We start from the raw sequence: 25,460 nt of genomic DNA, 5'->3' as shown, positions 1-25,460 counted from the left end.
GTTTTATTATTTGATTAAGTGTTTCTTAATGGCTGTTTTATTTGTGATGCAATTGCAAACGCATGCACAACCTCCGGTCTCTTGTACAATTCAAATATCTGAAGACACTACCTACCAAACCATTGATAACATTGGTTCATCGGGCGCGTGGTTCTCGGAATTTATCGGCAGGTATTGGCATCCCGAAATTCGCAATCAGTTAGCGGAATGGCTGTTCAGTAAAGGTTTTGATAAAAACGGGCAGCCAAAAGGAATAGGCTTGTCAAGCTTTCGTTTCAACATCGGCGGCGGCACTACGGAACTGGGAGACAGCAGCCGTATTAAAGATTTTAGAAGACGGGTTGAATGTTTTTTAAACGCCGATGGAACGTACGATTGGAACAAGCAATCAGGCTATCTCTGGTTTGTGCGCGAAGCAAAAAAATACGGTGTGGAAAAGCTGATTGCCTTTTCCAACACGCCACCGGTTTCCATGACAAAAAATGGTCTCGGCTATAAAACAGTCAAAGATTATCACAGCAACCTTCGCGATGATAAATACACGGCGTACGCTGATTTTCTCCAACAGGTATTGCAACATTTCGATAAAGAAAAAATACACTTTGATTATATCAGTCCCGTGAACGAACCGCAATGGGATTGGTACAACAATAACCAGGAAGGAAGTCCCTGGAGCAATGAAGAAATTGCACATGTTGTAAAAACGCTTAACAATAGTTTGCAAGAGCATGGAAATTCAACACAAATAATACTGCCCGAAGCGGGACATTTGGAATATTTGTACGCCGATAAAGGCGGCACAGCTTCGCACCAATTGCAAACATTGTACAACCCACAATCATCCAATCGCATCAATAATTTACCGCACGTGCTGAATATCATTGGAGGACACAGTTATTTTACTGACGGTAACGATTCTTTCCGAATTGCCGTACGGAAAAATCTTAGCGATTCTGCGACCAAATACCACACGCAGTATTGGGAAACAGAATATTCCATGCTTGGCGATAATTATAAAGAAGGCAAAAAAGGACGTATTCCCTCGATTGATTGCGCCTTGTTCCTGGCAAAGGTTATTCATGACGATTTAGTTTATGGAAACGCCGCGGCATGGCAATTCTGGAACAGTTGGGAACCCGGCAATGCAGACTTTGATACACGTTATAATCTGATAGCACTGCATCCGGCAGATGCAACTTTTCACGATGGAGAAGCTACGGCAACCAAGAATCTGTGGGTACTTGGGCAATACAGCCGATTTGTCCGTCCCGGCATGCGGCGCATTGATGCAAAAATTCTGGATAATAAAAGCGATATTGCCAATGCACAAGACATCATGGTTGCTGCTTTTTCCAACAAAAATCAAACAAGTATTGTATTGATTAATTACACGGAAGAAGAAAAAAATATTCGCTTAACAGGATTGCGTAAAAAAGAATACAAGGAAAAATTTAATTACTTTGTTACCGATAAAACGCACGATATGTCGCCTTTTACGGGAAAGGATTTTAATGAACAGCTAATGCTTTTCCCTCGTTCAATTACAACAATTATTTTGAAGAAATAAATTATAAAATATAACGCATGGACTTTTTAAAACGGACAGCAATTTTTGTTCTTATATTATTTTTTTCAGGAATGAATATTCCATCCTTCGCGCAAAAAATCATTACGCGGCAGGAGCAAAAAATCGATGACAACTGGAAGTTTCATTTAGGTAATGCATCTAATCCGGCACTTGATTTTAATTACGGATTATGGGAATCAAGTTTTTCTAAATCAGGTGCGGCGGACGGAATGCCCTATGGCTTAAAATTCAATGATAAAGAGTGGCAGACTGTGCAGCTTCCGCACGATTGGGCAGTTGCCCTTCCATTTGATTATCTGAGAGACGGCGATCAGGATGCTCATGGATATAAAGCCATCGGCGGGCATTATCCGCAAAACAGCATCGGCTGGTATCGAAAAGAATTTACCGTAAATCATTCTGATTCCGGCGGACGATTTGAACTTCGGCTCGATGGCGTTTACCGCGACAGTAAAGTCTGGATAAACGGATATTATGTAGGCGGCAATTACAGCGGTTATACAAGCGCTACATATGACATTACAGACTTCATTCGTTTCGGGAAAAAAAACATTATATGTGTACGTGCCGATGCTACGCATTATGAAGGCTGGTTTTACGAAGGTGCGGGTATTTATCGTCATGTATGGTTGAACAGGTATAACAATTTACACGTAGTGTCGCAAGGTGGTTTGTACGTACGAACAGAAAAGAATGGCGACAATGCGGATGTAATTTTTCAAACAGCATTAATCAATAAGAATACAGAAGCTGCAAAAGCAACTTTGCAAACATTAGTGTTGGATAGAAACGGAAAAGTATTGGCATCATCCAAACAAATGCCGGTGGATTTGGATTTTAATGAAGAGAAGACTTTTGATAGTAAATTAAAACTTTCGCATCCGACATTGTGGGATATTGATAATCCGTATTTGTACAGAGCCGTTGCTATTGTAAGACAAAACGGACAAGTTATCGACAGCGTTCCAGTGCGGTTTGGTGTGCGCACATTTGCATTTGATAAAGACAAAGGATTCTTCTTGAACGGAAAATCCGTTAAAATAAAAGGCACAAGTAACCACCAGGATCACGCAGGTGTGGGTTCTGCGTTGCCCGATTATTTGCAATATTATCGGATAGAACTGCTGAAACAAATGGGAAGTAATGCTATTCGTACAACGCACAATCCGCCAACGCCGGAATTATTGGATGCCTGCGACAGCTTAGGAATGTTGGTCATGGACGAGACGCGCCTGCTCACAAGCGGCAACGAATATGAAAAAGAATTTCGCGATTTAATTCTGCGCGACAGAAATCATCCGTCTATATTCATCTGGTCAATCGGGAATGAAGAATATGCTACGCAGCGCACCGATATTGGCAAGCGCATAGCATTAAATCAAATCATGCTGCAAAAGCAATTAGACCCGTCTCGTACAGCCACGTATGCAGCAAATATGGGCAATGTTTACCACGGCGTGAATGAAGTAATTCCTGTTCGCGGGTTTAATTATAATCTCGGCGGTGCAGATGCTTATCACAAAGAACATCCCAATCAGCCTGTCATCGGAACGGAAGTTGCCAGCACAGTTTCCACAAGAGGAATTTATATCAAAGACACTGTGAATTGTTACGTTCCCGACTACGACAGCATCTTTCCACCTTGGGCATCGACGGCGGAATATTGGTGGACATTCGCCGCAAAGAGAGATTGGTTTATGGGCGGGTTTGCGTGGACGGGTTTTGATTATCGCGGCGAACCTACACCATATACTTGGCCCAATATCAATTCGCATTTCGGCATTATGGATATGTGCGGATTTCCTAAAACGGTGTATTATTATTATCAATCTTGGTGGAGCGATTCCGATGTGTTGCACATTGCGCCGCATTGGAACTGGAAAGGCGATGAAGGAAAAGAAAAAATTGTATGGGTTAATTCCAATGCTGATAATGTGGAGTTGTTTTTAAACGGAAAGAGTTTGGGCAAAAAAGATATGCCGAAGTACGGGCATTTGGAATGGAAAGTAAAATATGAGCCGGGAACGCTGGAGGCAATTGGCTATCGCAACGGCAAAAAATTGATTGCCAAAGTGGAAACAACCGGCGCGCCTGCAGCAATCAAATTAACACCATCAAAAACAGAATTGCTTGCAGATAATGAAGATGCCGTGGTAGTGAATGTAACCGTCTTGGACAAAGATGGGAGAGAAGTGCCGGGCGCTTCCAGCTTAATCAGCTTTGAAACAAGTGGGACAGATGCTGCAATCATTGGCGTAGGTAACGGCGACCCAAGCAGCCATGAAGCCGATAAATGCGATGCCGACAATTGGCACAGGAAATTATTCAACGGCAAAGCGCAGCTTATTTTAAAAGCGGGAAAAGAAAAAGGAACGGTCAGTTTAAAAGCATCTGCTTCGGGTTTAGCAACGGCAGAAATTCAGCTATCGGAAAATTAAACTGATATGAATCTGATAAAGAGAAAAATAGCTTATTTTTTAGTTGTTCCGGTATTGCTTCAATATTCATGCGCTAGTCTTTCTAAAAATTCAGGAAATTCAAAATATAGCGCATATTTGTTTGTTTACTTTACGGGCAATGACAAAAAAGACGAATCCATACATTTTGCATTGAGCAAAGATGCATTTCATTATATAGCGTTGAATCATGACCATCCGGTAATTTCATCGGCGAAGATAAGTTCAACAGGCGGTGTGCGCGACCCACATATTCTTCGCGGAGAAAAAGACAGCATTTTTTACATGGTGGCAACAGATATGGTTTCCGCAAACGGATGGAATTCCAACCGTGCACTCGTGATGATGAAGTCTAAAGATCTTATTCATTGGAAATCGTCTGTCGTGAATATTCAGACGGGATACGCCGGTCAGGAAAATTTATTGAGAGTGTGGGCGCCGCAAACTATTTATGATAAAAAAGCGGGAAAATATATGGTGTATTTTTCCATGAAGCATGGCAATGCGCCGGATAAAATATATTATGCTTATGCAAATAAAGACTTTTCGGGTTTTGAATCGGAGCCGAAATTGCTTTACCAAAGTCCTGCCGACGGAGCAAGTATAGATGCTGATATTATATATTTCAAAAGAAAATACCATTTGTTTTATAAAACGGAGGGCAGCCATACATTGGGTATTAAAACAGCAGTTTCCACTGATTTGACAGGGAAATATGTTTTACAAGATGGATATATGCAGCAAACTAAAGAGGCGGTTGAAGGGTCGTGTGTGTTTCCATTAATTGACCGTTCGGGCTTTATACTGATGTACGATGTGTATATGAAAGGAAAATATCAATTTACTTTCAGCAGAGACTTAGCTCATTTCAGTGTTATAGATAAATCTGTTTCTATGGATTTTCATCCAAGACATGGCACCATTATACCGATTACAGAACAGGAAGCCGAAAGACTGGAAAAGGAATGGGGAGAATAACTTGTAAATTAAAAACTTAATATTCATTATTAATTTTTTAGGACAACAAATAAGCCATAAAAAACCAGTATAAACTAAATTTTTAGTTTATACTGGTTTTGTCTTAATCAGATATCGATTTTTACATTTTATCAATCACGGCTTGTGTAACGCCGGTGGAACTGTAACCACCATCGTGATACAGGTTCTGCATCGTTACATATTTTGTCAAATCGCTGAAAAGTGTAACGCAATAATCTGCGAAAGCTTCTGCGGGCGCATTTCCCAGCGGACTCATGGCTTCCGCAAAATTTACAAATCCGTCAAAGCCTTTTACGCCGCTGCCTGCTGTGGTGCGTGTGGGCGATTGCGAAATGGTGTTCACGCGCACTTTATTTTTAATACCATAATGATAACCGAAACCGCGTGCGATACTTTCCAGCAGGGACTTTGCATCAGCCATTTCGTTGTAGTCGGGAAAAATTCTTTGTGCAGCAATGTAAGTCAAAGCCACCACGCTTGCCCATTCGTTGAGCGCATCTTTTTCGTAGGCAACCTGTAATACTTTATGAAAGCTCACGGCAGAAATATCCAGCGTTTTCAATTCCCATTCGTGATTGAGATTGGTATAATGATTGCCTTTACGAATGTTCATGCTCATACCTACACTATGCAGAATGAAATCAATTTTTCCTCCAAAGTGTTCAATGGATTTGTCAAACAAATTATTCAAATCGTCGATGCTTGTAACATCCGCGCCAATTACCGGCGCATTAATGGCTTCGGAAAGTTTATTGATTTCGCCCATGCGCAAAGCGATAGGCGCGTTGGTTAAAACTATTTCCGCGCCTTCTTCGTGCGCTTTTAATGCGGTTTTCCATGCAAGCGATTGCTCGTTGAGCGCGCCGAAAATGATTCCTTTTTTTCCTTTCAGTAAGTTGTACGACATGATTTTTATTTTGATAAAAATAATATCGCAAAGAAAAGGAATTTTTGGTGGATTGCATGAATGCTCTTCGGCATTTGCCCTGTCGAAGCCTTATCGGCAGATTTTTAATCCGTGTAACAAAGGTGCATTACAAATACATGGATAAGAGTTCGGGATTGTAAATCCCGAACAGCGATGAAAAGGAATTTTTGTTTGATAACATTTAATTACCTTGCGGTCTTATAAAACATCACGGGGCGCTGTAAAAGGCTGAGAAGTTACCCGTTTTACCTGAACAGGATAATGCCTGCGTAGGAATGATGATAGATATTTTCTTTCTCTCAAATCCTTGCTGCGCCTGCGTTTCCGCATACTTTTTGAATGAATATTTTTAAGATAATTGAAATAAGTTCTGTTGTTTCGGGGCTTTTGTATGTTGTATTGATAATGCGGCAAAATATCTGGTGCTGGCTGTTTGGCATCGTGTCAAGTGCGTTGTACATTTTATCGTGCATTCATGCGAAATTATATCTTGAAGGCGGACTGAATTTTTATTACGTTGCCGTTGGTTTTTACGGTTGGTTTTTGTGGTTGCAAAAAAATAGGGGCACGGGAGACAAAACATTCAAAGTATCTGAATGGCGTGTTTTTTTACATATAACTAATATTTTAGTCTGTATTCTCCTTAGTATTGTTTTAGGAAAAGTTGAACAATATTATACCGATTCTCCGCGACCGTTTTTCGATGCGGCAATTACTGTTTTCAGTTTCAGTGCGACTATTCTGGAAGCAAGAAAAATTCTTTCTGCATGGATTTATTGGTTCGTCATCAACGGAGCAAGCATTGTATTAATGATTGACAGAGGTATGAATGGTTATGCAATTTTGTCCGCAGTAACTACGGCACTTTGTGTGAAGGGATATTTTGACTGGCGAAAGGGGTATTGGGCACAAGGAATATAAAAAATTAAGATACGGAGATTGAATTGCTTTGCGTATTTTGCGATTCATAAATGAACAGAAAATTAATCATCACTTCCGATGGTTCGCATACGGTTGAAGCGACCGAACTCGCAACGCATTACCACAGCATTCACGGCGCGTTACAGGAGAGTATGCACGTTTTTATCCGTGCAGGATTGGAATATTTTTTACAAAAAAATCGGAAGAGAAATGTTGCTGTTTTTGAAATGGGTTTCGGTACGGGATTGAATGCTTTAATGAGTTTGCAGGTTGCAATACAGAAGCAAATTACTGTTCATTACACGACAGTTGAATTATTTCCTTTGAAGAAAGAAGAGTATTCATTACTGAATTATTCAAAGTTATTGCCGCAAAGTTTTGAAGAAGATTATTTACAAGAGTTACATTCGTGCGGTTGGGGGAAAGATGAAATTATTCATCCGTATTTCATAGTGCGTAAAATAAACACATCTATTCTTGAAATGTTGATGAATAGGAACTTTGATGTTGTTTATTATGATGCTTTTGATGCAAGTGTTCAGCCTGAATTATGGCAGGTGTCTTTGTTTGAAAAAATATTTAAGGCAATGAACGGCGGCGGTGTTTTTGTTACATACTCTTCCAAAGGATATGTACGCCGGGCTTTACAAGACGTAGGTTTCGGCGTAGAAAAAATTCCGGGTCCGCCGAAGAAGAGAGAAATGCTGCGGGGGATAAAGCAGTCTTGCTAATTACAATCGATAGCATTTTTTACAAATTGTTTTCACAATCGGCGTCCAATATTAAAAATTTGTTACCTTGTGTCAGTCTTTGTCAATGAGACAAAAAGGATTTGAACAATGAACGGTAATGATTACAAAACAGAATTGTGGGAAAAAATATGTTCCCGTGATGATATGAACGCCTTTGAGTCGCTTTTTCATTCGCTCAACAAAAGGTTGATACAGTTTTGTGTCGTGTATGTTCGTCGTATAGAAATTGCGGAAGAGATTGCTGCCGACGTGTTTGTCAAGTGTTGGGAAAACCGCAAATCGATGCCGGAAATTAAAAATATTGAAGCGTATTTGTTTGTTGCCGTAAAAAATCATTCCCTCAATTACCTGAAAAAATATTCCTCTGTTACCTGGAACAGTTTGCAGAACGAGAATAAATATGAACTTATCGATTTATTCGACCCGGAAAAAGAGATAGAACTCAAAGAACTTGCTTTCAAAATGGAACAGGCAATTCAATCGTTGCCGTTGCAGGCGCAGCTTGTATTTCGTCTGATAAAAGAAGACGGAATGAAATACAAAGACGCTGCGGAAATTCTTGACATTTCGCCTAAAACAGTACAAACTCAACTGTACAGAGCTATTAAAAAACTTAGCCATATCTTCAGCGCATACCAGACCAAAGCTGTTTGCAAAAGCAATACATGACCTTCGCAGATATTTTTCAAATATTTTTTTCTTCCTTGTAAGCAATTTCGGGAAAATAGTTGTCTTTATATTCGATAGCATTACGCATCAGTATGACAAACGATAGATTTACAGAACTCCTTACAAAGTATTTGTGTGAACAAATCGGTACAGACGAATATGCCGAGTTGGAGTATTTGATAAGCAACGATGAATCTTTGCGCGACCGGTTTAATTATTTTAAAGCATTTTGGAAAAATAATATCGCAACATATAATGGCAGCGATGCTTTGTTTGCCAAAATAAAAAGCCGAATTGCTGAAGACCAAAGCGGAACAGTTGCGGGAAAACCGAAAAAAAAGTTTGGTAAATATTATTTCCGGGCGGCAGCCTTGTTGCTTTTGGGTATGGTTTGTTTTGGTGCATATAAAATTTTTTCACATACATCAAGTACGCAATGGGTTGTAAAAAATGTGCTTGCGGGCGATAAATCCGTTATCTCGCTGGCAGATGGTACAAAAGTCACCCTGAATGCAAAAAGTTCTTTTAAATATCCGGCTGTGTTCTCCGGCAGCACGCGCGAAGTTTATTTGACGGGCGAAGCATTTTTTGATGTAACGCACGATGCCGCTCATCCTTTTATCGTACATACGGCGAAAATGAATGTGCGTGTTTTGGGAACTGCTTTTGATGTAAAAGCGTATAAGAACGATTCTGTAAATGAAACAACACTTATCAGAGGAATGGTTGAAATAACTTTGCCTGACAGACCATCGGACAGAATTATATTAAAACCCAAAGAGAAGCTGACAGTGAACCAAGCTTCGTCGGAAAGACGTGAAAACAGCAGTTTGTCCATTGACGGAAATGATTTACATAAAGACACGAAATATACGGTAACGTCGCTAACTTACTTTCAAAAGCAGGATTCTACCATTGTTGAAACTTCGTGGCTGGACAATAAATTTGTTTTCAAAGACGAAGATTTTCCCACACTCTGCAACCGCCTGGAAAGACGGTTCGGTATTACCATAAATATTGAAAACAAAACTTTTAGAGATTACAGATTTACAGGAAGTTTTACCAAAGAGAATATCGGGGAAATACTGGATATACTAAGCTATACAGAGCCGTTTCATTATAAGGAAAATAATAAGACAATATCCATTTATTAGTTAACAAAAAACCGAGTGGTATGAAAACATAAAGAATAAAAATAAAAAAAGCCGTCCCTGAGAAGACGGCTCCGTAAAAAAGATGACAGCAAAAAACAACGCAGATACTTCGGAACAGTAATCTGCATTTTATCACCTTTAACAAAGTAAAATTATGCTTTTTTTGAAACACTCCCGAAGTGTAAAGGGGAAATATTGGATAAAAAAAACCTTCCTAATGTCTAAATTAACGCTATGCCTGATAATCTTCTTTAATATTCATGCAACAGCAAAGGTTTATTCTCAGACAAGAGTAACGCTTAACGTAAAATCCGCCGGCTTTAAAGAAATCGCTTCCAGAATAGAAAAACAAAGTTCATATCGTTTTGTTTTCAGCGAGCGGAAAATACCATCGTCAAAGAAGTTTGACGTGAATGTGCATGATATGCCTGTACATGATTTGCTGAATATGATTTTGAAAAGTTCCGGCTATTCGTACAAAGAATTTAACGACGGACTCATCGTTATCGTACCTGTAAGCCAAAACGCAAATCAAATAGCTTTAACCGGGAAAGTGGTAAATGAAAGCGGTTCGCCGCTGGGAGGCGTAACAGTTAAGGTTAAAGGTAACGCGAAGCTCGGAGTAGTTACGGATATGAACGGCATATTCAGCATCAATGTGCCGAATGATGCTGTTTTGGAAATAAATTATGTGGGTTATCAAAGCAAGGAAGTTACCGTAAACGGACAAACTTCTTTGAACATTTCATTAACGCCGATAAACAAAGATTTGAATGATGTGGTTGTGGTTGGTTATGGCACACAAAAGAAGCTCGACCTTACCGGCGCTGTATCCTCAGTAAGCGGAAAAGACGTTAATTGGAAACCCGTAGGGCAATTGTCCGAGTCGCTGCAAGGTATGATGCCGGGTGTAACTATAACGCAGGGCGGCGGGCAACCCGGCGTAGATCAGGGCACAATAAGAATCAGAGGAATAGGAACGTTGAACGACAATTCTCCGCTCGTATTGGTAGATGGCGTACAATCGGATATTAATGATGTGGACCCCAATGATGTAGCGTCTATTTCCGTATTGAAAGATGCAGCGGCAGCTTCTATTTATGGCGTGCGTGCAGCCAATGGAGTAATCATTATTACTACAAAAAGGGGAGAAAGCGGCAAAGCTAAATTGGCGTATTCTAACGATTTCGGCTGGCAGAAAACTGCAAGGTTATCTAAATTCGTAGGTGCACAGGAGTATATGAAACTTACCAATCTGATGCACGAAAATTCAGGCGGCGGAGACATATATACCGCAGACGATATTGCAGCTTATAATAATGCCAACCGAAATACAGACAAGTATCCGGATAACTACTGGTTGAAGGATATTCTTACAGGAAACGGTTTTCAACAGCAGCACAGCGTGTCGCTTTCCGGTGGTAATGATAATGCGAAGTACAGGCTTTCTACCAACTATTTTGACCAAAACGGTTTGATTAGCAATATGGATTATGAACGCTTGACTATTCGTTTAAATACAAATATAAAGGTAAATGACAAGTTGAGCGTAAGTGCGGATATTGCTGCTCGTATCGGAGACAGAACAGAGCCGCAGGATATTGGCGGTTCAGGCTCCGCATGGTCGCAGTTTGGTCAGGCGGCAGTAATGAATCCGCTTATTGTTAATAAATATTCCGATGGTACCTGGGGCATTGGTCGTGGCGATGGAAATCCTATCCGGTTGCAGCAAGAAGGAGGTATCTCGGATTACAAAGACAATTTAATTACCGGAAATTTTAGAGGCGATTATGAAATTATAAAAGGACTAACGTTGAGCGGTATTGTTTCGGCAAATTATGAAACGCAATACAATAGCCTTCATACTGTTGCCATGACTTATTACGACTTTTTTAATAATCATGCTGTTATTGCTACAAAAGGCTTAAATGCCGCAGATAAGCAAAGTGATAATAACTGGTTTAAAAACTATCAGGGATTATTAACCTATACACATCAATTCGGAAGTCATTCTTTGACTATTCTTGGCGGTATGTCCAAATTGACACAAAGAGATGATTATCTGGAAGGCTACCGTTCCGGAATACCGAGTAGTGAACTTGACCAATTGGATGCAGGCGCTACAAGTACGCAAACCAATAACGGAACAGCCGGCGAATATGGCTTACTATCGTATTTCGGCAGAGTAAATTATGCGTATAAAGAGAAATACTTGTTTGAAGCAAATCTCAGAAACGACGGTTCTTCACGCTTTGCACAAGGGCAAAAATGGGGTTTGTTCCCTTCTTTTTCTGCCGGATGGCGTATATCTTCCGAAGACTTTATGCGTAATGTGAAATTTGTTCAAAATCTGAAGTTAAGAGGTTCCTGGGGCGAGTTGGGCAACGATGCCATCGGTAATTATCCTTACCAGTCAATTTATGATTTGAGTCATAATTATCCTTTCGGTGGAACACTGGCTCCCTCAAGCGGTCTAAGTACTTATCCGAATAGTAGAATTACATGGGAAACTACTAAAATGACGGATATAGGTTTAGACTTTACAACACTTTCCGGAAAATTGAATGTAACGTATGACTGGTATAACAAAAAAACGGATAATATATTGCTCAAGCTCCCTATTCTTGAATCTGTTGGGTTGGCTGCTCCTTACCAAAACGCAGGTGTGGTGCAGAACAAAGGTTGGGAGTTGAACGTAACGTATAACAATCGTATCGGGTCAGATTTCAAGTATAATATCACGGCTAACCTTTCCGATGTTAAAAACAAAATCTTGGATTTGAAAGGCGCCGACCAAATAACTACGGCAAATGAAAATCCGGGAGAAATTACTACCGGAAAAGTTACAGGGCAGCCTATTGATGCCTATTTCGGATATATATCGCAAGGTATTTTTCAGTCGGAATCTCAGGTAGCAAACCACGCATTCCAAAGTTCTCAAACCGGCGCCGGCGACCTTATTTACAAAGATATTGACGGAAACGATACTGTTAATGCCAACGACAGAGTATATCTCGGCAGTAATATTCCGCGTTATACTTTCGGTTTAAATATTGGCATGGGTTACAAGGGCTTCGACTTAACCGCATTTTTTCAGGGAGTAGGAAAAGTCTCCGTGAATACCGTGGTAATGAGAAGAGCACCTATCAACAGCGATGGCAATTTTAAAGCCATTCATGAAGATAGCTGGACACCGGAGAATACAGATGCAACTTTTCCGCGAATTGTGAACACGTTGCAGAATTATTCATCATCATCTTACTGGATACAAAATGGTGCGTATGTGAGACTGAAAAGTTTGCAACTCGGTTACAAGCTTCCGTCAAAGCTGCTTTCAAAGGCGGGTGTGTCAAATTTGCGTGTATTTGTAAGCGGGCAGAATTTGTTCACATGGTCTAAGCTTGAAAGCGATATAGACCCCGAAGCACCCAACGAGAATCGCTATTATCCGCAGGTAAAAGTGTACACGTTTGGTATTAATGTAAATTTTTAAACTGTAAAAGATGAAAAGAAGAGTCCTATATAAACTATTGATGACATTTGCTATTGCGGTGTCTTCATGTTCCAAAGATTTTTTAAGTAAGAATCCGTCTGATGCGGTTTCTTCGGGCATTTATTGGCAAACACAGGATGATGCCGTACGTGCCGTAACATATTGTTATTCGTACATTGGCGATTTTGACAACCGTATTTTTCTGTCCTGTGCTACCGACGACAGCTATTCATGGTCCAACTGGCCAAGTGACATCCAGTATGCGGGTAATGGAAGCGCTACGGCTACAACAGGGGTGTTTGAGCATTTTTGGCAAGTGCTTTATCAGGCAATTGCTGCAAGTAACAATGTGCTTGATAATATCGGCAAAATCCCATCCGAGCAAATCAGTGATTCGCTCAGAAGCCGTTTGTCAGCCGAAGCAAGATTTATAAGGGCATATTCCTATCAGCAATTAACGGGAATGTATGGAGCAGTACCTTTGATTACGCATATCCAGCCTACCGATTCTTTTGATGTGAGCCGTACTTCGGCAGATACTATTTCCAACTTTATTGTCAACGAACTGAAAGATGCTGCAAGTAATCTTCCTTTAAGCTATGGCTCTGCCGATTACGGGCACGTAACAAAGGGCGCTGCGCTTGCATTGCTTGCAAGAGAGGAATTGTATGTAGGTAATTGGACTGATGCTGCAGCTACTGCAAAACAGGTAATGGATTTGGGGCAATATAGTATCGATAACAGTTCCGATAATGCCTATAACAGTTTGTTTGATGGAACTAATAAAACGAGTCCGGAAATAATATTATCAGCACAATATATTAAAAATACCTATCCTACGGGTATTGCTACTTGGGTAGGTGGACCAACTGTCGGTGGTTGGTCGCAGGTTGTACCGTTGCAAGGACTGGTAGATGCTTATGAATGTACAGACGGGAAGCCGATAACAGAATCGTCGCTCTATGACCCGAATCATCCATATGACAACAGAGACCCGAGATTGAAGTTTACGGTAGCAGTTCCGGGGAGTGTTATCAATGGAAAAATAATTAATGTCGCAGATTCCAATTCCATTGATGCACTTGGCAAAAACAATGCGTCATTATCAGGCTATTATTATAAAAAATATGTGCCTGCGGATATTTCCGGCGACTATAACAATAATTCATATAACGATGAAGTATTAATTCGTTATGCAGAAGTGCTGCTTACCTATGCCGAAGCAAAAATAGAAAGTAATAGTATAGATCAATCGGTTTATGATGCTATCAATCTTATCCGGCAGAGAAGAGGTGTAAATATGCCTGCTGTGCAACCCGGATTGTCGCAGTCTGCATTAAGAATGCTTGTGCGTAATGAGCGTCACGTGGAACTTGCTATGGAAGGACTTCGGTTGTTTGATATTCGCAGGTGGAAGATTGGCGAGCAGGTAATGAATGGAAATGCGTATGGTATTCTCAATAACTATAATAAAAGCCGCGGCGATTATGGTTCGCACGTGTTAGTGGAGAAAAGGTCTTTCGTTGCACGTGATTATTTGTGGGCAATTCCACAAAATCAAATAGACCTCAGTCATAAGCTTACACAAAATACAGGCTGGTAATACGACAGATAGTAGATGTAATAAAAAACTCGTTGAAACTTTTCAACGAGTTTTTTATTTTGAATTTAATTTATTCGATTAAGGCGCTACTAAGCGGAATCCGTTTCCATGAATATTCACGATTTCGATTTTATCGTCTTCTTTCAAATATTTGCGCAGTTTGGCAATGTACACATCCATACTACGACCATTGAAATAAGTATCGCTTCCCCAGATTTTTTTCAATGCTTTTTCACGCGGCAGTAAATCATTTTTATGTTCTGCCAGCATTTTCAGCAATTCATTTTCTTTGGGAGAAAGTGTATAAACTTCATCACCATGCACCAACTGGCGCAAACGCGGATTAAAATGGAAGCCGCTTAAATCAAATTCAACGTGTTCGTTTTCTTTGTTTACATCTTCGTTGCGCTTAAGGATTGCTTTTATTTTCAGCAAAAGCACCTCGCTGTCAAACGGTTTTGTGATATAATCATCGGCACCGAGCTTGTAGCCCTGAATAATATCTTCTTTCATTGTCTTTGCACTTAGAAAGAACAAAGGGACTTCGGGGTTAATGTCGCGGATTTCTTCGGCAAGTGTAAATCCGTCCATGTGCGGCATCATTACATCCAGCAAGCAAATGTCTGCGCTTTCACGCTGAAATGCAGCCAAACCAAGTCTTCCATCGCGTTCAAGTACTACATCATAATCGTTCAATTCCAAGTAATTCTTCAATACCATTCCCAAATTCTGGTCGTCTTCGCAAAGAAGAATTTTGTATTTTTTGTTATCCATAAATGCTGATTTTTTTGATTTACTTGGATAAAGGTAAAAGATAAATTATAAAAAATATGCTAACATTTTATAATTTATCTTTCTTTTAAATATTACGATTGCTATGCCCAAAGGTTGGTGGGATAGGCGTTTGCTGCAACCAATTTGTCTATTTCGCCTTTTACAATTGGTGCATCTTCTTTATATGTAACGCCAAACCATTTTGCATTTGTCGGAATTACATCTATGCTTCCGCGTTCCTGTTTGATAAAAGTATCAGCAACTTTCGGCATTAAAAACTCAGCTTTGATATCGTCGATATTTTTTTCGAGGAAGGGTTTGAACTCACTTTCGCAAAGCGCAATAAAGCTTGGTGCAAAGCAGAAAAAGTTCATACTTACCTTGGTGTCCGGCGCGAGTTCTACCAAATTGTCGCCGTCTTCATAAACGATTTTATCGTCTTTTTTATAAATTTTCAGACGCTCTTCAATGCCGGTCATCTGACCTTGTTCATTGGTAAAAATTTGCCCGCGGCTTACACTTCCGTGATCGCTCAATGTATTGCTTAGTTTGTACGCAATGGAACCGTAAACATTGTCGGCAACTTTTGCATCAAGAAATTCGTACGCTTTTACAAAAGCATCTGCGCCGTAAAAATCATCGGCGTTGATTACTGCGAAAGGTTCATTTACCTTGCCTTTGCAGCAAAGTACCGCCTGCGCCGTACCGAAAGGCTTGGTACGGTTTTCAGGAATTGAGAAGCCGTCTGTAAATGCTTCCAGCGTTTGAAACACATAATCGATTTCGATGCGACCTTTTAGCTTTGGTTCGAAAATGGCTTTGAAATCTTCGGAAAAATCTTCGCGGATAATGAAGACAACTTTTTTGAATCCTGCGCGAATGGCATCGTAAATGGAATATTCAATAATCGTTTCGCCCGAAGGTCCGAAAGATTGAATTTGTTTTAAACTGCCGTAACGGCTTGCCATGCCTGCTGCGAGAATTACCAAGGTAGGTTTGCTCATAAATGATAATTTTAATTAAACTTTGGCGAAACTAAAGGATTATCGTTGGGTTTCCAATTAAATTTTAATGATGTTTTCCACGCCGTTTATACAAACAATTTTTAATTATCTGCCGACAGAAATTGATGTATTGCGCTTAGATGCAATGCACGATGTCGTGAGCGGCAACAAATGGTTTAAGCTAAAATATTATTTGCAGGAAGCGAAAGCAAAAGGTTTTAAAACCATTGCAACATTCGGCGGCGCGTATTCCAATCATATCGTCGCAACGGCTTTTGCGGCACGGGTTTCGGGCTTTCGGTCTATCGGTATTATTCGTGGCGAGGAACCGAAAATTCTTTCTCATACTTTGAAAAATGCCATGGAATACGGAATGCAACTGCATTTTGTTTCGAGAGAAAATTACCGCGATAAAACATCTATTCAATCACAGTTTGGGAATGTTTTCTGGATTGCCGAAGGAGGTTTCGGCATAGAAGGCGCAAAGGGTGCAGGCGAGATTTTGGATAATGTGGTTTTGGAAAGATATACACATATTATTGCGGCAGTTGGAACAGGAACTACCATTGCCGGCATTATTAAAAAATGCTTGCCGGAACAAATGGTAATTGGCGTAAGTGTGATGAAATCGAGCAGGATAATTTCTTCCACAGAGGATAACGAATATGCAGAAGATATTCTGTCCGGAAAAAAGAATCGCTGCGAAGCTGCAAACGAAAAAAATATGCGGACGAAAAATAATGATGACTTATTGCCGCAAATTTTATCATTGTTAAATAAAGAAGAGCAACAAAAGAATTTTGAACTCTTGCATGAATTTCACTTTGGTGGTTACGCAAAAAAGACAAACGAATTAATCAGTTTCATCAATAAAACCCACGATTCATGTGGGCTTCCGCTGGATTTTGTTTATACGGCAAAAGCGTTTTATGCTTTGACAAACCTGGTTGAGCAAGAGAAAATTCCTTTGCGAAGCAAAATATTATTCATCCATACAGGCGGTTTGCAGGGCAATCTTTCATTGCCGCGGGGAACGTTAAGTTTTTTAAAATAATTCTACTTAGGCGGTTATTTCCATTATTTTTGTTGCAATCATTATCCAAGAGGGCAAAAAATTTATGCTGAAAAATATTTTATTCCTATCTATTTTTTCGTTCATTATTATTCAAGGTTTTTCGCAAGAAATACTTCCCGATTTTACGATTAAAAAAGGTGCGCAAAATCAAAAAGTCATTTCCTGGCGCAACAATTTCGGCGATATGATTTCTGTGCTCAACATTCAGCGTTCCAATGACAGCGTACGAAACTTCCGTACTTTGTATTCAGTTCCTAATGCGACTTTGCAAGTGAATGCTTATACCGATACGAAACCTGTTCCAGGTATGGATTATTACCGTATTTATTATACTTTTAAAAACGGCTCGTATTATTTTACGAAAGCAAAAAAGCTGACTACAGGATTTTTGTCCGCAGGATTATTGGGCAATTTGAGCAATTATAAAAACATAATTATTCAGGGAGAAGAGAGTAGAACGCTTGCGTTGAATGATTTTAAAAGAATGAGCGATTCTGTATTGAACAATACATCGGACAGTTTGTTTTATTCGGGCGACAGTACTGTGATGTATAAAAAATTTAATGCGGTTGCGGCAATAGCTGCCGCTTCACCTAAAGCACCTGTAACATCTGTGTCGGGTTATATGTATGTCAATGAAGACGGCAGCATTGTGATACATCTGCCGGAAAATGATGTGTATGATTATTCAATGACTATTTACCAACCTGATGGAAATTCGGTGTTGTACAAAATCAGTCATTTTGATTCTCCTGAAATTATTCTTAGTAAGAGCAGCTTTATGCGTGCCGGCTTTTATCCTTACGAGTTGTATAAAGACGGCAAGCTGACAGAACGAAACAGGTTTCAGATTAAGTAAACAAAGAATAAAATGATTCCGAAAATAATTCATTATTGTTGGTTTGGTGGTGCGCCGTTGCCGGAATTTGCTCATAAATGTATTGCAAGTTGGAGAAAATATTTTCCGGATTATGAAATAAAAGAATGGAACGAAACCAACTATGAGGTTCATAAAATTACATATACAGATGAAGCATACCGAGCCAAGAAATATGTGTTGGTAAATGATTATGCACGTATTGATATTTTGTATCGTTATGGAGGAATATATTTTGACTTAGATGTTGAAGTCATAAAATCTTTTGATATGATTTTAACGAATGGCGATGGATTTATCGGGCTTGAAAAGCCGGGCTATGTAAATCCCGGGTTGGGAATGGGGTGCCGGCAAGGTGCAAAAATGTTCGGAAAAATTATGGAACATATTGCTCGTATTCCCTTTGTTTATCCTGTAGAAACAAGCCAGTATATGGTAATCATCAATGCCGTAGCCGAAATATTTAATACATGCGGACTTAAAGAAGAAGATATTATTCAAAACATCAACGGCATTATAGTTTATCCTGTTGAATATTTTTCGCCAAAGTCATTTACAACGGGCAAACTCGAGATTACGCAAAATACTTATTCCATTCATCATTTCAAAGGTACTTGGCTGCCCGAGAAAAAGCTGCAAAGTATAAAAACAAGATGGAAAATAATATCTGTTTTCGGAGATAATCGTTTTTCATATCGAATTGTACAATTTATTAACAGAGGATTTGTGGCTTCATGTAAAGCCTTTTGGCAAAAACTCATAAAGAAGTAATTGTAATTTTAGCTCCCCGCTTTTCTTTTTCTTAAAACCCATGGAATAAATAAATGATACAACAACTTTGATTTAGATGCAATGTATATATAGCCGGCTTTAGGGTTATGCTTTAAGAAGTCCGTCAATTGTAACTGCCGTGCATATTGTTTTACGAGTGAAAAGTCTTTGATTTCCCATGCCGTTAACAGCATCTTTAATCTGAAGTTAAAATCTCTCGTTGCGGCAACTTCCGGCGTTACCGGATATTGCTCTATAAAGTAAGTCCCGATATCATAGCATTTATGAAAATAATCGATGCGTTTTTTCATGTCGCTCAACTTGCTCAGGGAGTTTTGCCGAATGGTGTATTGCGTAGTTATCTTATCTAAGTAATAGCCTTGCGCTTTCAGATTAAAATCCATAAACAAAGAATAATCCTGAGTGATGAATTTTTTCTGTATGAAAAGCCGGAGCAAATCAAAGTTTACAAGACTGTACCTGAAACACAAAGTTGACGGGACTATATAAACATTGAGCAAGTAATCTTCATATTGAGTAGCTGCATTATGGACACGATTGATGAATCCCGGTGTTTGTGAACCGTCTTCTTCGCGATAGTAATAAAAATTGGTATAAACAAAACCAATATTGGAATGTTGTTGCAAGAGGTTGACCTGTGCCTGCAATTTATTTTCGTCTGTCCATTCATCATCTGCATCAAGCACTGCAATGAATTTTCCGGATACGTGTTCAAGTTCTTCAAAAAAGTTTACAGTAAGCCCTCTGTTTTTTTCTGCATATAAAATTTTAAACCGTTCGCCAAGTCTTTGCTGATAGGCTTGTAGAATGTCGATGGTTTTATCGGTTGAACAATCGTCGGCTACAATGATTTCATAGGCAAAATCTGTTTTTTGGCGAAGAACACTTTCTATCGCCCGTTCAATATATTTTTCTTCGTTGTATGCGGTAAGGCATACGCTTAGTACTACTTCGTCTGTCATTGGAAAGCTTGTGCATTTATTATTTTTTTAAACTCGTCAGATGCTGTAAGTAATTCTTCAAAGCTGCCGCTGGCGGTTATTTTCTTGTTTTTGAGTAAATAAATGGTGTCAGCTTTTTTTACTGTAGAAAGCCGGTGTGCTATTACGATGATGGTGTATTTGCCTTGCAGTTGCTCAATATTTTCTCTTATAATATTTTCCGTTTCGGAGTCCAGCGCCGAGGTCGCTTCGTCCAGAATTAGTAACTCACATTCTTTGTAAAGTTCACGGGCAATGGATATGCGTTGTTTTTGTCCGCCGGAAATCAACATACCATTGTCTCCCAGCACGGTATGTTCCTGCAACGGCAAAGACTGTACAAAGTCGGATAAGGATGCAAGTTGCAAGGCTTTCCAGAAGCGTTGGATATTGGCTTCTAGGGGCGTATCAAAAAAAGTAACGTTGTTAAATATTGTATCGTTAAATATGACTGCATCCTGGGAAATGTATCCGATTTTATTTCGGTAAGCGTGAATGTTGATGTTCTGCAAATTTTGATTATCTATAAATACATTGCCCTTTGTCGGAGGAAACAGACCTATCATCAGGTGTGCGAGGCTGGTTTTGCCGGAGCCGCTTTCGCCTATAAATGCAATGGTCGTATTTTTTTCGACTTTCATACTAATATTTTCCAGAACCGGAGCTGAATCGTAGGTCAGGCTTACATTTTCTAACCTTATTGTGCCAATGTTTGCCACCGGTTTGCCAATTGTAGTATCTTCCTGCATGGCTTGCAGACTTTCTGCCATATTTGATATGGCATACATGCTGCCAATATTTTGTATAAAAGATTGTCTGCTCGATTGAAGCTGGCTAAGCTGTGTAAGCGAACGATAAAAAAGCAGCAGGCTCACAAACACTGAATTCATATTGCCTTTAAAAAAGTAAAATTGTATATACACTACAATGCAGATAATGGCTACCGCAATCGGTTCTTTAGTTCCTTCGGACAGCGCCTGGTAGCGACCGATTTTGAGATTCATGTCTTCGGTTTCTTTAATTACTTCATTTAGTCGGGCTGCATATTTGCGGAAATAATCAGTTGCTTTCAGGTACCTGAAATGATTAATGGCTTGCACTAAAAAACTGTTGAATTGGTTGCCTTTTTGAGATACTTTAATTGAGGCTTTTTGTGTGTTGGAAAAAATTTTCTTATACAAAATATTACTCAATGCCGCACCTACGATAACTAAAAATGCAAACCGGTAATTTGCAAGAAATGCCAAAACTATATAGGTCAACACCATTACGGCATATTGAATAGTCCAGAAATAATTGGACATAGTGCCGTATAATCTTGTCATTTCGGATAGGAGACTGTTTTGTATAGTGCCGGAGTCTAATTGTAAAAAATCCCTGTATTTGACATTACCCAGCATATTTAGCAATTCGCTTCTTATTTTGGTAATAAAAGAAAACCTCATTTGCGCCATATATTGCATCTGAAAATAGCGCATCAAGCCTTTTAAAGAAAATAAAACGATGAGTAAAACAAGCACGGAGCTTACGGTAACGGATATGCCGGTTTTCTGAAGCGCATCTATAAAATAATGAAGTTTTCCCAGTGATTGTGAGTTGTCATTTTTGCCGCCAAATGCAATAGAAAGCAATGGAATAAACATTGACAAACCAATGCCGTCGAGTAAGCCTACCAGCATATTGATAAAAATAAATCGGTACAGTTTATTGCCTATAACGGAATAATAAAAGTGAAAATATCCTAAAAAATTATTTTTAAACTTTAACTGCACTTTTCTTCTGTTGATGTATTTGCCTGGTGCAATTTATAAAATAGTTGCTTACTTTCGGTTTTATTATTTTTTGATTAAAATCATGCTGTATGTTACGCGCATTGTGGCTTGCAAGTTGGTATCCGTCGAAAACATCTTCCCAAAACGGAGATTTTATTCAGCGTCATGCGCGTGCTGTTTCAACATATGCTGACGTATATGTATTGCACGTAGTTGCTTATGAAAATAATGAAATCATATTGAATCATGAAAATAATCTTACCGAAGAAATTGTTTATTACAAAAAGAAAAACGATAACCCGCTTCGTAATTTTTTTTCATTTATTCAGTATTTTTTTCTTTATAAAAAGCATATAAAAAAATATATTGATGCGCAGGGAAAGCCCGACACTGTTCATGTTCATGTATCTATGCGTGCAGGTTTGCTGGCTTTGTGGATAAAGAAAAAGTACCATATTCCGTATGTTGTAACCGAACATTGGGGTGGATTTTTTTCTGACAGAAAAGATGGTTTTGCAATAAAAAACTTTGTCTATAAATATTTTGCCAAAAAAGTTTTAAAAGAAGCGGCTACATTCTTGCCTGTGAGCAATGCTTTGGGAAATAGCGTGCGAAACAATGTTGTTCAGATAAACTATCGGAAAATTCCGAACGTTGTGGACACAACATTTTTTTATTACGAGCAAAGAAATTCAGTTAATGAAAAATTTGTTTTTCTTCATGTTTCATCGCTTGATGAAAATAAAAATCCAAAAGGAATCATTCGCGCATTTGCCCTGTTGCTGAGCGAAAACGAAAACATTTTTCTCAAAATTATCGGAAGAGAAAATCGTGAACTGAATAATTTAGCAGAAGAACTAAATATTTCGTCGAGCAACATTTCTTTTCTTCATCAAATTCCTTATGAGCAGGTGGCTGCTGAAATGCAACTTGCAGATGCTTTTGTTCTGTTTAGTCATTCCGAAAATTTTCCCTGTGTTATCATCGAAAGTCTTTGTTGCGGCATTCCTGTAATTGCAACGAATGTTGGCGGCGTTGCAGAGCAAATAGATGAGAGCAACGGTATTACAATTCCATCAAACGATGAACAAGCTTTGCTTTCAGCCATGAAAAAAATGATGGAAAATTATACGCATTATAACAAAGAAGCAATTGCAAAAAATGCAATTGCATTATATAATTACGATGTTGTAGGTAAACAGATTGTTGAAGTATATCAGTCTGTAATTAATGGTTACAAATAATCTTCATCAAAGTTTCTTTTCACTTCCGCAACATAATCTTTGATTTCAGATTCTTTTTCTTTTTTACAAATCAGCAAAGTATCTTTTGTATCCACAACAATAAAATCGTCCAAACCTTGCAGTACGACAAGCTTTTTGTCCGGTGCGCTTACCATACATTTTGTTGCATCAATCACAAGAATATGTTTTCCCGCAACAGCATTTCCCAAATAATCTTTTTCAAGATTTTCATACGCGCTGCTCCAGTTGCCCAAATCGTTCCAGCCAAATGAAGCCGGAATCACATATACATTTTGCGATTTTTCCATAATAGCAAAATCGATGGAGACATTGGTACAAAGCGGATAAATCCGCTCAATTGCTTCAGCTTCTTTTTCCGTGTTGAAAAATTCTTTTTCAGCTTCAAATACTTCAAATAATTCCGGCTGATATTTTTCTATGGCGGCAAGCACACTCTTTACGCGCCATACGAATATGCCGGAATTCCAGAGAAATTCGCCGCTTTCCAGAAACACTTTTGCCAGGTCGAGATTTGGTTTTTCGGTAAAGGTTTTTACCTTGTAAATATTAGAAGCAACTTCGCGGGTTTCGTATTGAATATACCCGTAACCCGTGTTTGGGTAAAGCGGCTTGATGCCCAGCGTAACCAATGCTTTTAAGTGTGATGAAAAATCCAATGCTGTCTGGATTACTGTTGCAAAATTTTCTTTATCGATTATAATATGGTCGCTCGGCGCAACAATCAGATTGGCATTCGGGTCGAGCGCCATTAGTTTCATGGAAATGTAGGCAACACTTGGTGCGGTACTTTTGCGGCTTGGTTCAAGAATAATATTTTCCACAGGCAAGCCGGGCAATTGAGCATGAACCAATAAATAATAATCCCTATGTGTAATTACAAAGATGTTTTCCTTTTTTATAAAAGAGACAAACCTGTCAAATGTCTGTTGAATAAGTGTTTTGCCTGTACCCAAAATATCAAGAAACTGTTTTGGCTTTGCTGTTAGACTTTTTGGCCATAAACGACTGCCGATGCCGCCTGCCAAAATCACTACATACTGATGTTCATACTGCTCCACAAAAAAATGTTTTAGTACGAAGATAAGGCATTCTTATTTGCTTAAAGTTAAGTTCGCGGTACTCCTGAAATTAAATCATGCTGTGTGGATGCTTTTTATAATAATTTTATCAATTTAGCGTTTAATATTAAAATACTTATACAACACAGCATTTCAAAACTACTTGGATGAGCCGAAGTAAATTTAACCTCTTAGTTCTATTTTCTGTACTGATATGCTTCCATGTGAAAGCGCAGTTTCGTACTTATTCCAATGAGTTTTTGAATATTGGCGCCGGAGCGCGTGGTTTAGGTATGGGCGGGGCGCAGGTTGCTTCTGTGACGGATGCGACAGCGGGTTATTGGAATCCCGCGGCGCTGGCATTTATCCGCGACCAACCGACTTTTTCGGCTATGCATGCCGATTATTTTTCCGGCATTGGTAAATACGATTTTTTGGCTGCAGCTATTCCTTTGAACGACGATAAACGTACATTGGGCATTACTGCATTGCGCTTTGGTGTGGATGATATTCCCAACACTTTGTTTTTGGTTGACCCGCAAACAGGGCAGTTAAATTATAATAATATCTCTACTTTTTCTTCTGCCGATTACGCTTTCCTTTTGTCTTATGGACAAGTTTTAAAAGACGATAACAATATGAAAATTGCCTTCGGCGGAAATGCAAAAATCATTTATCGTCATGTGGGCTCATTCGCACACGCCTGGGGTTTGGGCATCGATGGCGGCGTACAAATTACGACTCCTACCTGGCGTGCAGGTGCTGTGGTAAGAGACTTAACCACCACTTACAATGCCTGGAGTTTTAGTTTTACCGATCCGGAAAAGCAAGTGCTTTACCTCACGGATAATGATATTCCTGTAAAATCTACGGAAATCACACAGCCGCGCGTGATACTTGGCGGCGGATACAATTTTATTTTTAATCCAAAGTTCAGTCTGTTGGCAGAGTCGAACCTTGCCGTAACTTTTGACGGGAAAAGAAATACGTTAATCAGCGGAAAACCTGTAAGTATCGACCCGAATTTGGGTCTGGAAGCCAATATTGTGGACAAAGTATTTATCCGTGCTGGTATTTCCAACTTCCAGCGCGGGCTTGCCGATAGCGACACAACAAATCAAAAGCGTGTATGGTTATTCCAGCCAAGTCTCGGGGCTGGTTTCCGTTTAGGTAATGTAGTAATTGATTATGCGTTTACCAATTTGGCAAACCAATCTAATCCTTTATACACGCATGTATTTTCGTTAAGGTTAGATTTGGATAATAAAAAAACAAAATCAATGCCTCTTTATTAAATAAA

At 39.2% G+C, this 25,460-nt stretch carries 20 protein-coding genes and 1 riboswitch; of the genes, 14 read left to right on the top strand and 6 right to left on the bottom strand.

From position 1 onward, the window contains the following. Positions 1–28: 28 nt before the first annotated feature. The 3 genes from A9P82_RS07130 (at position 29) to A9P82_RS07120 (ending at position 5,022) form a co-directional block, all read left to right on the top strand. Complete coding sequence (locus tag A9P82_RS07130) at positions 29–1,567, top strand: glycoside hydrolase (RefSeq protein WP_066205985.1); 1,539 nt, start codon at positions 29–31, stop codon at positions 1,565–1,567. A 71-nt stretch (positions 1,568–1,638) separates the two neighbouring features. Continuing rightward, positions 1,639–4,026: a beta-galactosidase GalA gene (gene galA / locus A9P82_RS07125; protein ID WP_197492265.1), complete on the top strand. Its 2,388-nt coding sequence runs from the start codon at positions 1,639–1,641 to the stop codon at positions 4,024–4,026. A gap of 6 nt (positions 4,027–4,032) precedes the next feature. Then, positions 4,033–5,022 carry a glycoside hydrolase family 43 protein gene (locus tag A9P82_RS07120; protein WP_066205980.1) on the top strand — a complete coding sequence of 330 codons (990 nt, stop codon included), beginning with the start codon at positions 4,033–4,035 and terminating at the stop codon, positions 5,020–5,022. A 121-nt stretch (positions 5,023–5,143) separates the two neighbouring features. On the opposite strand, the gene A9P82_RS07115 is transcribed toward A9P82_RS07120, so the two are convergent. Then, positions 5,144–5,950, bottom strand: coding sequence for an enoyl-ACP reductase FabI (locus A9P82_RS07115; protein WP_066205978.1), 807 nt, complete (start codon positions 5,948–5,950; stop codon positions 5,144–5,146). Between the two features lie 222 nt (positions 5,951–6,172). Next, positions 6,173–6,264, top strand: a riboswitch (TPP riboswitch). 46 nt (positions 6,265–6,310) lie between these two features. Here A9P82_RS07115 and pnuC point away from each other — a divergent pair. From pnuC to A9P82_RS07085, 6 genes are all read left to right on the top strand, one after another. After that, positions 6,311–6,892 (top strand): nicotinamide riboside transporter PnuC, encoded by a 582-nt coding sequence (gene pnuC, locus A9P82_RS07110; protein ID WP_066205971.1) that lies wholly within the window; start codon positions 6,311–6,313, stop codon positions 6,890–6,892. Between the two features lie 50 nt (positions 6,893–6,942). Beyond that, positions 6,943–7,623 (top strand): tRNA (5-methylaminomethyl-2-thiouridine)(34)-methyltransferase MnmD, encoded by a 681-nt coding sequence (mnmD, locus tag A9P82_RS07105; RefSeq protein WP_066205966.1) that lies wholly within the window; start codon positions 6,943–6,945, stop codon positions 7,621–7,623. A 108-nt stretch (positions 7,624–7,731) separates the two neighbouring features. Further along, positions 7,732–8,313 (top strand): RNA polymerase sigma-70 factor, encoded by a 582-nt coding sequence (locus A9P82_RS07100; protein WP_066205963.1) that lies wholly within the window; start codon positions 7,732–7,734, stop codon positions 8,311–8,313. 92 nt (positions 8,314–8,405) lie between these two features. After that, positions 8,406–9,467 carry a FecR family protein gene (locus A9P82_RS07095; RefSeq protein ID WP_066205960.1) on the top strand — a complete coding sequence of 354 codons (1,062 nt, stop codon included), beginning with the start codon at positions 8,406–8,408 and terminating at the stop codon, positions 9,465–9,467. Positions 9,468–9,684: 217 nt separating this feature from the next. Further along, entirely contained in the window at positions 9,685–12,960 is a 3,276-nt protein-coding gene (locus A9P82_RS07090; RefSeq protein WP_197492264.1) for a SusC/RagA family TonB-linked outer membrane protein, read from the top strand. A 10-nt stretch (positions 12,961–12,970) separates the two neighbouring features. Further along, the gene (locus tag A9P82_RS07085; RefSeq protein WP_066205953.1) at positions 12,971–14,563 is read left to right on the top strand and encodes a RagB/SusD family nutrient uptake outer membrane protein; all 1,593 of its coding nucleotides are present in this window, start codon (positions 12,971–12,973) and stop codon (positions 14,561–14,563) included. Positions 14,564–14,641: 78 nt separating this feature from the next. Here the strand turns inward: A9P82_RS07085 and A9P82_RS07080 are convergent, their stop codons facing one another. Both A9P82_RS07080 and A9P82_RS07075 read right to left on the bottom strand, forming a co-directional pair. Beyond that, on the bottom strand, positions 14,642–15,337 hold the full coding sequence (locus A9P82_RS07080; RefSeq protein ID WP_066205950.1) for a response regulator transcription factor: 696 nt from the start codon (positions 15,335–15,337) through the stop codon (positions 14,642–14,644). A gap of 101 nt (positions 15,338–15,438) precedes the next feature. Further along, complete coding sequence (locus A9P82_RS07075) at positions 15,439–16,341, bottom strand: nucleotidyltransferase family protein (RefSeq protein ID WP_066205948.1); 903 nt, start codon at positions 16,339–16,341, stop codon at positions 15,439–15,441. A 67-nt stretch (positions 16,342–16,408) separates the two neighbouring features. On the opposite strand from A9P82_RS07075, the gene A9P82_RS07070 reads away from it, so the two are divergent. The 3 genes from A9P82_RS07070 (at position 16,409) to A9P82_RS07060 (ending at position 19,064) form a co-directional block, all read left to right on the top strand. Next, positions 16,409–17,395 carry a 1-aminocyclopropane-1-carboxylate deaminase/D-cysteine desulfhydrase gene (locus tag A9P82_RS07070; protein ID WP_066205946.1) on the top strand — a complete coding sequence of 329 codons (987 nt, stop codon included), beginning with the start codon at positions 16,409–16,411 and terminating at the stop codon, positions 17,393–17,395. A 64-nt stretch (positions 17,396–17,459) separates the two neighbouring features. Beyond that, positions 17,460–18,275: a hypothetical protein gene (locus A9P82_RS07065; RefSeq protein ID WP_066205942.1), complete on the top strand. Its 816-nt coding sequence runs from the start codon at positions 17,460–17,462 to the stop codon at positions 18,273–18,275. A 12-nt stretch (positions 18,276–18,287) separates the two neighbouring features. Further along, on the top strand, positions 18,288–19,064 hold the full coding sequence (locus tag A9P82_RS07060) for a glycosyltransferase family 32 protein (RefSeq protein WP_066205939.1): 777 nt from the start codon (positions 18,288–18,290) through the stop codon (positions 19,062–19,064). A gap of 8 nt (positions 19,065–19,072) precedes the next feature. On the opposite strand, the gene A9P82_RS07055 is transcribed toward A9P82_RS07060, so the two are convergent. Together A9P82_RS07055 and A9P82_RS07050 are read right to left on the bottom strand one after the other, a co-directional pair. Then, on the bottom strand, positions 19,073–20,047 hold the full coding sequence (locus A9P82_RS07055) for a glycosyltransferase family 2 protein (protein ID WP_066205938.1): 975 nt from the start codon (positions 20,045–20,047) through the stop codon (positions 19,073–19,075). Next, positions 20,044–21,837, bottom strand: coding sequence for an ABC transporter ATP-binding protein (locus A9P82_RS07050; RefSeq protein WP_066205936.1), 1,794 nt, complete (start codon positions 21,835–21,837; stop codon positions 20,044–20,046). The genes A9P82_RS07055 and A9P82_RS07050 overlap by 4 nt, the downstream gene beginning before the upstream one ends. 89 nt (positions 21,838–21,926) lie before the next feature. On the opposite strand from A9P82_RS07050, the gene A9P82_RS07045 reads away from it, so the two are divergent. Beyond that, positions 21,927–23,081 carry a glycosyltransferase gene (locus A9P82_RS07045; RefSeq protein ID WP_066205933.1) on the top strand — a complete coding sequence of 385 codons (1,155 nt, stop codon included), beginning with the start codon at positions 21,927–21,929 and terminating at the stop codon, positions 23,079–23,081. On the opposite strand, the gene A9P82_RS07040 is transcribed toward A9P82_RS07045, so the two are convergent. After that, on the bottom strand, positions 23,072–24,160 hold the full coding sequence (locus A9P82_RS07040) for a mannose-1-phosphate guanylyltransferase (RefSeq protein ID WP_066205928.1): 1,089 nt from the start codon (positions 24,158–24,160) through the stop codon (positions 23,072–23,074). The two genes, A9P82_RS07045 and A9P82_RS07040, sit on opposite strands and share 10 nt — an antisense overlap. Positions 24,161–24,327: 167 nt before the next feature. Between A9P82_RS07040 and A9P82_RS07035 the strand changes: the two genes are divergently transcribed. Beyond that, complete coding sequence (locus A9P82_RS07035; protein WP_066205923.1) at positions 24,328–25,455, top strand: putative type IX sorting system protein PorV2; 1,128 nt, start codon at positions 24,328–24,330, stop codon at positions 25,453–25,455. Positions 25,456–25,460 lie beyond the last annotated feature (5 nt).

The sequence above is a fragment of the Arachidicoccus sp. BS20 genome (genome assembly GCF_001659705.1).
Classification (GTDB): Bacteria; Bacteroidota; Bacteroidia; order Chitinophagales; family Chitinophagaceae; genus Arachidicoccus.
Note: the sequence above shows the minus strand (reverse complement) of the source record. Positions and strands in the feature narration are given on the sequence as shown.